Genomic DNA, 9,458 nt, shown 5'->3' with positions numbered 1-9,458 from the left:
ACAGTGTTTTGAGCAACCTACGGCTAGCTTCCTGGTTTGCTCTTTGATTTTCATTGAGTAGAAGAAGCGAATGAAGAGAGTAAGATGAAAGAAGCTATAATTGAGTGGAAGGATTTCTCTTTCCAGTATGAAACACAACAAGAACCGACCTTGCAAGGGATAGACTTGACCATTTACAAGGGAGAGAAAGTCTTAATTGTTGGACCATCTGGATCAGGTAAATCTACCTTGGGTCAGTGTTTGAATGGGATTATTCCCAATATTTACAAGGGTCAGACATATGGAGAATTTTTGATAAAGGGTCAAACAGCCTTTGATATGAGCATCTATGATAAGTCTCATCTGGTTAGCACAGTTTTGCAGGATACAGATGGGCAGTTTATCGGCTTATCTGTGGCAGAGGACTTGGCTTTTGCTCTAGAAAATGATGTAACAAGTCTAGAAGAGATGAAAAGTCGTGTTCATAAATGGGCTGAAAAGCTGGACCTTCTCCCTTTACTAGCTCAGCGTCCTCAAGACTTGTCTGGTGGACAAAAGCAGCGAGTTAGTCTAGCCGGTGTCTTGATTGATGAAAGTCCGATTCTCTTGTTTGATGAGCCACTCGCCAATCTGGATCCCAAGTCAGGTCAGGATATTATTGAATTGATTGATCAGATTCATAAGGAGGAGGGGACGACGACCCTTATTATCGAGCACCGTTTGGAAGATGTTCTGCATCGACCTGTGGATCGGATTGTCTTGATAAACGATGGCCGTATCCTCTTTAATGGAAGTCCTGATCAGTTATTGGCGACTGATTTGTTGACCCAAAATGGAATTCGCGAACCCCTTTATCTCACCACTCTCCGTCAATTGGGTGTGGATTTAGCCAAGGAAGAACAGTTAGCAGATCTGGATAACTTGTCTATCTCAAAAGGTCAGGTTCAGTTGCAGAATGAACTGGCAAAAGAGATGCCAGATTTGCAGTCACTTTTTAGACTAGAGGAGGTTTCTTTTTCTTATGATGATAGACCGATTTTAAAATCCCTACATTTGGATATTAAAAAGGGTGAAAAGATTGCCATTGTCGGGAAAAATGGAGCAGGGAAGTCAACTCTAGCCAAGGCCTTAAGTAGCTTTATTCAGACGGAAGGTCGCTATCTTTGGGAAGGGCAGGATATAAAAGGAGATTCTGTTGCAGAGCGGGCGGAACGAGTAGGCTATGTGCTGCAAAATCCTAATCAAATGATTTCAACTAACATGATTTTTGATGAGGTGGCTCTGGGACTTCGTTTGCGAGGTGTGGATGAGAAGGAAATTGAAACGAGAGTCTATGAAACTTTGAAAATCTGTGGTCTCTATGAATTCCGTAATTGGCCTATTTCTGCCCTGTCATTTGGTCAGAAAAAACGTGTCACTATTGCCTCGATTTTGGTTTTAGGAGCTGAAATTATCCTCTTAGATGAACCGACAGCAGGTCAAGACCAGAAGAACTATACTGAGATTATGGAATTTCTCGAAGAGTTGCATCAAAAAGGTCATACCATCGTCATGATTACGCATGATATGCAATTGATGCTGGATTATTCAGACAGGGCCCTTGTCATGGTTGATGGAGAACTGATTGCTGATACTGATCCAGCTAGTCTGTTGAGCAATCCTGAGCTGTTAGTAAAAGCCAATCTAAAAGAAACTTCAATCTTCAACTTGGCTAAAAAACTAGACGTGGATCCACTTGCTTTAACGGCATTTTACAAAGAAAGGAGAGAAGGATGCAAGCTAAATTAATTGGTTACCAGCATAGAGATACTGTGATTCATCGCTTGTCAGGAGCTGGTAAACTTCTCTTTTTCATCCTCGTGTCATTGGCGGCCATGATTAGCTATGATACCAGACTGCTTGTTCTGATTGCCATCTTTTCGGTCTTTCTCCTCTATTTGTCAGAAATCCGTTTTAAAGATGTTTCCTTTGTGGCCGTTTTTGCGACGGTATTTGCCGTTTTAAACGTTTTGATGGTCTATCTCTTTTCTCCTGAGTATGGGGTTGGACTTTACGGAGAGAGAAGTGTGATTTGGCAGGGAATCGGTGCCTACACTCTGACCAGCCAGGAGCTCTTTTATCTGCTAAATCTGGCCATTAAGTACCTTTGTACCATTCCTCTGGCTATTATCTTTTTGATGACAACCCATCCTAGTCAGTTTGCTTCTAGTTTAAATCAAATTGGTGTGCCTTACAAGATTGCCTATTCAGTCAGTCTGACCTTGCGCTATATTCCAGATTTGCAGGAAGAATTCTTTACTATCAAAATGTCTCAGGAGGCGCGTGGGATGGAATTATCCAAGAAAGCTTCTCTTATGCAACGAATCAAAGGCAATTTGCGCATTATTACTCCCTTGATTTTTAGCTCGCTAGAACGCATTGATACCATCGCGACCGCCATGGAGCTTCGGCGCTTTGGGAAAGAGAAAAAACGCACTTGGTATAGTTATCAGGCCTTGAAAAAAGGAGACTATCTTACCTTGTTCTTGGCAGCCTTGTTTTTAGTAGCTAGTTTACTACTTATCTTGCAGAATCAAGGACGATTTTACAATCCTTGGAAATAGCTTGAAAAAATTGAAAAAATCAAGTCGTTTCTATTGACAATGATTCTGAAAGTGTTATACTAAGAAAGTAGTTTCGCTGATTTACTTCAAACCTGTTGTGAGGTAAGTTAACGATGCCTTAACCACGCTGTTTGCTGAGCTTGACTCCGGGCAGTGTGGCTATTTTTTTGCAATGGTGAAAGGAAGCAAGTCATGACAAATCACATTGTATTATTTGAACCACAAATTCCACAAAATACAGGCAATATCGCGCGTACTTGTGCTGCGACCAATTCTCCCCTCCACATCATCAAGCCAATGGGCTTTCCTATTGACGACCGCAAGATGAAGCGAGCTGGATTGGATTATTGGGATAAACTAGAGATTTATTTTTACGAGAGTTTGGAGGATTTCATGTCTCATATGAAGGGCAAACTCTATCTGATCTCAAAATTTGCTGAGAAAGTGTATTCTGATGTGGATTTATCGACTGACGAGGACCATTATTTTCTCTTTGGACGTGAAGACAAGGGCTTGCCTGAGGACTTTATGCGAGAACATCCTGAGAAGGCTCTCCGTATTCCCATGAATGATGAACATGTCCGCAGTCTCAATGTGTCTAATACCGTCTGCATGATTGTCTACGAAGCCCTCCGCCAGCAGCACTTTGCAGGTCTTGAGCTCGTTCATACCTATGAAGCAGATAAATTGAAATAAAAAATGAAAATGAACAAAATGCTTGCGCTTGCAAGCGTTTTTTGTTATGATAAAAGAGTCTTCAGGGCAGGGTGTGATTCCCGACCGGCGGTAAATTTGACTAGCTATTTTAGCTTTCTCGTCGTTGTCTTGTCTCGATATACTTTAAGTATTATCTTCGACTGCGACGCCTAGATAAATCTAAAATATCTTAGCCAAATAAGTCCGCGAGCGCAAGCTGATGTGGTGAGATTCCACAACCGACAGTATAGTCTGGATGGGAGAAGACGAAAGAATAGCTTTGTCTGTTCTGATAGATTTATAGCTAAACTGTAACCGCTTGCTTGAATTTCCTTAATAGAGTGAGAGGGAACTTTTGGGATATAAAAAATGAGAATAGATAGAGGAATCCTTTCTAACTTCTTCTGATTTTATAGAAAATTGGAGGAACCTGTTATGACAAACACACGTCGACTTTCGACCATTGCGATCTTATCAGCCATCTCATTTGTGCTGATGTACTTTGACTTTCCGCTCTTGCCAGCGGCATCCTTCCTCAAGATCGAATTTAGTATCTTGCCAGTCCTTGTGGGTCTGGTGGTCATGGATTTGCCTGCTGCTCTAGGAGTGCTCTTGCTTCGCTCACTCTTGAAATTGCTTCTTAACAGCCAAGGAGTGAATACTTACATTGGTTTGCCGATGAATATCGTAGCTTTGGGAGTTTTTGTCATCGTATTTGCTTTGATTTGGAAAAAGGAACGGACAACCCTTCGTTTCCTACTAGGCTCTCTAGCTGGAACTATTGGTTTAACCTTTGCCATGTTGGTTCTCAACTATGTTTATGCTGTTCCTTTGTACGCTAAGTTTGCTAACTTTGATATTGGAAAAATTTTGGGACTTTCCAACTACCTAATGACCATGGTATTACCTTTTAACTTGATTGAGGGTGTAATCTTTTCCGTTTCATTCTGGTTGTTGTACGTCCTTTTGAAACCAACCTTAAAACACTATGAAAGATAAACAAACATTTTTAATGAAGGGCAGTTTTGCCCTTTTACTTTTCGTTATTCTTGGCTACATGGTCAAATTTTACCCTGAAACGCTGGTCGGTTTTGACCAATTGATTCAAACGGTAGTTCGAGGAGATTTGCCAGATTACTTGACTATTCTTTTCAAAGCCATCACACGCTTGATTGATATCCCAGTGATTATCACTTGGGTTGTTATTACAGCTTTTGTCTTTTATCGTAAGCGATGGAAGATAGAAAGTTTCTTCATGCTGGGGAATTTGGCTTTAGCGGGTCTTTTAATCGTGACCTTTAAAAATATCTACCAGCGCCCACGACCAGCTATCTTACATCTTGTGGAGGAGAAGGGATTTTCCTTCCCAAGTGGGCATTCTCTGGCTGTAACTTTGATGGTAGGTACTCTGATTGTCATTCTCAGTCAACGAATTAAAAATCCAGTCTGGAGAAAAATTGTACAAATCGTCCTTGGCCTCTACCTAGTTAGTGTGCTGGTATCAAGGGTATATCTGGGAGTTCATTATCCATCAGACGTTCTTGCCAGTCTCTGTCTGGGTTTGGGAGTCCTGTTTATCGAATTTCCCTTCTATGACAAGATCCGCTTCCAATGGCGATTTAAAGGCAAGCAGAAGTGATGGAAAAGATAAAAAATTGTACAAATACAAATAGAACCATATGAAATATATACTTGAAACATGTTTTGGTGTTTGATATATTTTAATAAATAAAGCAAGGAGGAAGAAAGTGTGGGTATGCTATTAGCGACACGATTAAAAAATAAAAGAAAGGAATTAAAATTATCTCAAAAAGAATTAGCTGAGGGGATTTGTGAGCAAGGGCAGATTAGCCGTATGGAGCAAGGTAAATATTCACCTGGGTCAGAATTACTCTTTCAACTATCTAAGCGATTGAAGGTGAGCATGGATTATTTCTTTGAAGATACTGAGGTTTCTAGTTTAGAAAATATTGATAAGTTTAAAGAATTATCTAAGAAATTTTTGGATGAGAGGGAATATGAATCTCTCCATTACATCTATGAATTGGAAAAATCTAAACGTACTCGTCTATCTGCTAAAGACCAGATTTATTTGGACTGGATTGATACATTAGTTCAATTCTGTTATTTAAATCATCAAACAGGGGCAGTTGCGAAACTGGAAAAAATACTGTTATCTCTGAAAAAATCTGATTTTTACTATCTACAACTGGGAAATACCTTGGCTAATTTTTATTTTGATATGGGGCAGGAAGACACATATCAGGAACTCTATCAACTTTTAAAAGAGAACCTCCAGTCACTATCTGTTCATCATTTGGAACAGTTAGAATTGATGATTAAATTCCGATATAACTATTGTAGATATTTGTGGTTGAATGAACGAACATCTGAAGCTATAGCAGAAATTACAGAAACGATAGCTATTTGTAAAAGATATAATAGTAGTTATCGATTAGCAGATTTGTATTGTTTATTGGGAAATATAAGCGAGAGCTTTGCTGAAAGGGATAGGATACTAGGTTTTTATCAAGTATCTTATCAGCTTTACAAGCACGAAGAGAACCAGAGAATGATGCTAGAAATTGAGAAGGAAATGAAATTATTGGAAAGTGAAGATTAAGAAAAAGATTTGTATTTTTAGATAACTTAAATTCATATTTCAAAAAAAATAAAAAAACACCATAAAAATTATTGACAAACCAAAATTGATGTATTAGAATATCATCAATAGTTTTTGATTTTGGTATTGGAGCTTTGGGGATATATTGGGCGTTGTTAGGATTTCAATTTCCTTTTGAGCTGAAGAAGGAGGCAATCCAATGAATACTTTTCTGACCAATAAAAATTACCGGATGTTGCTAATTAATCAATGGGTTTCGTCATTTGGTGATACGCTGTTTTATATTTCATTTATTTCTTATGTATCGGGATATAAATTTGCTTCATTAGCTGTTCTTTGTATAACAGTTTCGGAGACTTTGCCGCAGATTTCTCAGTTGTTCACAGGCGTTATTGCCGATTTTCAAAAAAATCGTGTTGCAAAATATATTGCTATATTGGCAAGTAAGTTTCTGCTTTATACTCTATTGACACTGTTTGTAACGGATAAGAACTTTTCTATGGGGATGGTTTTTCTTATTTGTGGCATCAATCTTTTATCAGATACCATGAGTTATTTTGCAGGTGCTATGATTTCTCCTTTGTATGTGAGGATTATAGGAGATGATATGACAGATGCTATGGGGTTTAGACAGGCAACTGCTGGTGTAGTTAATATTCTTAGCAACCTTACAGGTGGAGTTTTGATTGGGGTCATCAGTCTTCAGATGTTTGTGGGTTTGAATGCTTTGACCTTTCTTTTTGCACTGTTGGGTGTGGTGTTTATTCGTACTTCTTTGAGAGATATTGAGGGACAGATGGAGGTTAGTAAAAGATTAACCGCAAAATCTTTTGGAGAGCATTTCCTCTATTCTATGAAGATATTGTCAAGTTTTCCAACCATCATCAAATTAATATTCATTGCAGCTATGAACCAAGTGATTTTAAGCATTATTACCCCTTTAACGACTTTGATGTTGATTCATCATCCATTTATCTTCTTTGACACTGGGAAATCCATTGCAGCATTGTCAGTGGTTATTTTTTCAGGAACGATTGTGGGAAGTTTTTTGAGTGGAGGTATCCTAAAAAATATTCCCATAAAAATGATTGTCTACTTTGAAGAAATTATGCATCTCTGTATTCTCTTTTCTTGGTTGATCAATCATTTCCTCCTTTTATTGGTAGTTGTCTTCTTATGCGCAGTTGCAGTAGGAATGATGGGGCCTCGGATTTTCAACCTTGTATTCTCGATGGTTCCAGAAGAAGTCATGGGAACCATCCAGTCAGTGCTTGGAGTATTCAATGTTGTTGTACCAGGAATTCTTAGCATGCTCATCGTTGCCTTAGCGAGTGCTACAAACCTAAAAATCACAGTGCTTCCACTTTTTATTTTTGTATTGACTGCCTTAGCAATTGTGAAAGCAATGAAAATAGAGTAATAGTAGTATGAACTACTGTCTCTTTTTGGGTGGGAGTTCATTACCCATCAGACGTTCTTGCCAGTCTCTGTCTGGGTTTGGGAGTCTTGTTTATCGAGTTTCCCTTTTATGACAAGCTCCGCTTCCAATGGCGATTTAAAGGCAAACAGAAGTGAGTATCGAATTCCCTTGAGGAGAAAGAAATGAAAGTCAATATAGCATATCTTCATCCGACTCAACTATACTTATTAGAAAAATGGACCATTCTGTATTATCCCATTACGCTGATTTAAGTTGGAGGAGCTCTTCCCATGCAACCTTAGAGCTTATAAAGAGTCCGATCAATACCGTCCAGCTAGAAATTAGGAGGAATCAGCAAGTGATTCCCCTGTCCCTCATAGAGTGATTATAAAACCATACGATAAATGTACCTCCTTAATTAATAAAATCAGACTTTACATGTTTAGAGAGATCACTGTTCCCAAGAGATACCATAATTCCTACCGTAAGCAATATTATATTTCTATCTATTTTAGTCACCACCTAAAACTATGATTTTGCAAGAAAGGTTATGGAATTCTCAAGCAATATGGCTAAAATTAGATAGATATACAAAAGGAAAGGTAGAAGCTTTCATATGTATGGTATATCAACACGAGAGCATAGTAATTGCGTAAAATATATTTTTTTGCTATACTAATCAATATTTATTTGCAAAAGGAATGAGTTAAGATAAGCAATAATAATTTTAAATACTTACTTTGCAATCAAATTTTTAACTTGATTGCAAATATTTTTTTCAGTGTAACAATCATCTCAAAGGTTTATTCACAAAGTAATTCTATCAGTGAATCAACATTTGTTTTGATAATAGGAACTATTTCAGCAGTTATAGGAGGTTTGATTGGACCTATTTTTTTAGACAAAATTTCACATAAAAATGTATTGTCGTTTACTAATCTGATTGGTGGGCTAGTTACTCTGTCTTATACCATTATCAGTTCATTTAATGATAGTATTATAATAACCTATTCCACAGTCTTTTTAATAAGCATCACCAATAGTTTTTATACTCCTGCACGTCTAGCTATTGTTCCTAGTATAGTTGATAATGATGCGATAGTAAAAGCAAACGGTCTCACCCTAAGCATTCGTCAATCCGTTCAAACAGCAGGCTGGGCACTTGCAATTCCATTGTCTACGTTACTAGGTTTGCAATATTCATTATATTGTATATCTTTGTGTTTCTTGCTCTCCTCAGTTCTAAGTTTTTATATTCACGTTGAAAAGAATCAACATAAACCAAACTCTTCCAAAAGTTCATATGTATATCAAATTTTTGAAGGTCTCATACCTATAAGGGATAATCCTGTCATCAGGGATATAACTATTATGGATATTATTGAAAATTTTGCAAATGTGATTTGGACATCTTCATACCTCCTAGCATTTACAACCACTATCCTTTTAACAAGTGAAACTTGGTGGGGATACCAGGGTTCAGCATACTTCTTAGGGATTATAGTTGGAGGAGGGGTAATAACAAAATACTCTCATAAACTTCAACATTTTCCAGGAAAATTTTTGTTTATATCATCACTTCTTGTTACACTACTCACACTATTTTACACTGTTAATAGAAGCCCTATCATAACAATTATTATTTCTTTTCTAGTCGGCCCCCCTGCACAAATTAGAAATATAATTCAAGAATCAATTATTCAAGAAAAAGTTGATCCTAGTATATTGGCAAGAGCTTTTGCTGCCAGAAGTGTTTTAATGCAACTAATGTATGCTGTAGCGCTAGTTTCATTTAGTTATCTAGCAGACTTAATTGGAATTTTGCCAGTATACTTTATTTCAGTTATCATTTATTTTGCAATTTCATTTATTCCTGTAATATCGTCAGCATTAAAAAAAACACTGTGAAATTATGTATTTTTATGGAGATATAAGACTTCATATATCGTTTTGAGTAGTTTATGAGTACAAGCTATGATAGTTTCCATCTTACTGCCTCCTATTCCATTAGATTAGACTTCCTGCGAAACAATATATGGTATAATAGTTCTATGGATTATGAAGCAAGTGAACAACTAACTGATGCACGATTTAAGCTCCTGGTTGGTGTTCAGTGCACGACTTTTGAAGAGATGTT

Annotated in this window: 8 protein-coding genes, 2 pseudogenes and 1 riboswitch; all 10 genes and pseudogenes read left to right on the top strand. The window is 37.5% G+C overall.

Annotated features, from left to right (window positions below; all coding sequences use genetic code 11):
- Positions 1 to 84 precede the first annotated feature (84 nt).
- Positions 85 to 1,767 carry an ABC transporter ATP-binding protein gene (locus HT715_RS04250; protein ID WP_000656513.1) on the top strand — a complete coding sequence of 561 codons (1,683 nt, stop codon included), beginning with the start codon at positions 85 to 87 and terminating at the stop codon, positions 1,765 to 1,767.
- Positions 1,752 to 2,582: an energy-coupling factor transporter transmembrane component T gene (locus tag HT715_RS04245; RefSeq protein ID WP_001148088.1), complete on the top strand. Its 831-nt coding sequence runs from the start codon at positions 1,752 to 1,754 to the stop codon at positions 2,580 to 2,582. Before HT715_RS04250 ends, HT715_RS04245 begins: the two co-directional genes overlap by 16 nt.
- A gap of 192 nt (positions 2,583 to 2,774) precedes the next feature.
- Complete coding sequence (locus HT715_RS04240) at positions 2,775 to 3,278, top strand: tRNA (cytidine(34)-2'-O)-methyltransferase (RefSeq protein WP_000181376.1); 504 nt, start codon at positions 2,775 to 2,777, stop codon at positions 3,276 to 3,278.
- Positions 3,279 to 3,331: 53 nt separating this feature from the next.
- Positions 3,332 to 3,550, top strand: a riboswitch (FMN riboswitch).
- Between the two features lie 163 nt (positions 3,551 to 3,713).
- Positions 3,714 to 4,277 (top strand): ECF transporter S component, encoded by a 564-nt coding sequence (locus HT715_RS04235; RefSeq protein ID WP_000185825.1) that lies wholly within the window; start codon positions 3,714 to 3,716, stop codon positions 4,275 to 4,277.
- On the top strand, positions 4,267 to 4,917 hold the full coding sequence (locus HT715_RS04230) for a phosphatase PAP2 family protein (RefSeq protein WP_000653436.1): 651 nt from the start codon (positions 4,267 to 4,269) through the stop codon (positions 4,915 to 4,917). The genes HT715_RS04235 and HT715_RS04230 overlap by 11 nt, the downstream gene beginning before the upstream one ends.
- Positions 4,918 to 5,028: 111 nt before the next feature.
- Positions 5,029 to 5,901: a helix-turn-helix transcriptional regulator gene (locus tag HT715_RS04225; protein ID WP_000525619.1), complete on the top strand. Its 873-nt coding sequence runs from the start codon at positions 5,029 to 5,031 to the stop codon at positions 5,899 to 5,901.
- 199 nt (positions 5,902 to 6,100) lie between these two features.
- Positions 6,101 to 7,321 carry an MFS transporter gene (locus HT715_RS04220; RefSeq protein WP_001091363.1) on the top strand — a complete coding sequence of 407 codons (1,221 nt, stop codon included), beginning with the start codon at positions 6,101 to 6,103 and terminating at the stop codon, positions 7,319 to 7,321.
- Positions 7,322 to 7,347: 26 nt separating this feature from the next.
- Positions 7,348 to 7,476 (top strand): annotated as a pseudogene (locus HT715_RS04215) (phosphatase PAP2 family protein); the annotation flags it as partial.
- Positions 7,477 to 8,032: 556 nt separating this feature from the next.
- Entirely contained in the window at positions 8,033 to 9,229 is a 1,197-nt protein-coding gene (locus tag HT715_RS04210) for an MFS transporter (RefSeq protein WP_100127924.1), read from the top strand.
- A 143-nt stretch (positions 9,230 to 9,372) separates the two neighbouring features.
- A pseudogene (locus HT715_RS04205) lies at positions 9,373 to 9,458 on the top strand (IS5/IS1182 family transposase); the annotation flags it as partial.

This window comes from Streptococcus sp. 4155, from assembly GCF_013276695.1.
Lineage (GTDB): Bacteria > Bacillota > Bacilli > Lactobacillales > Streptococcaceae > Streptococcus > Streptococcus pseudopneumoniae.
This window is presented reverse-complemented; position numbering and strand designations above follow the sequence as displayed.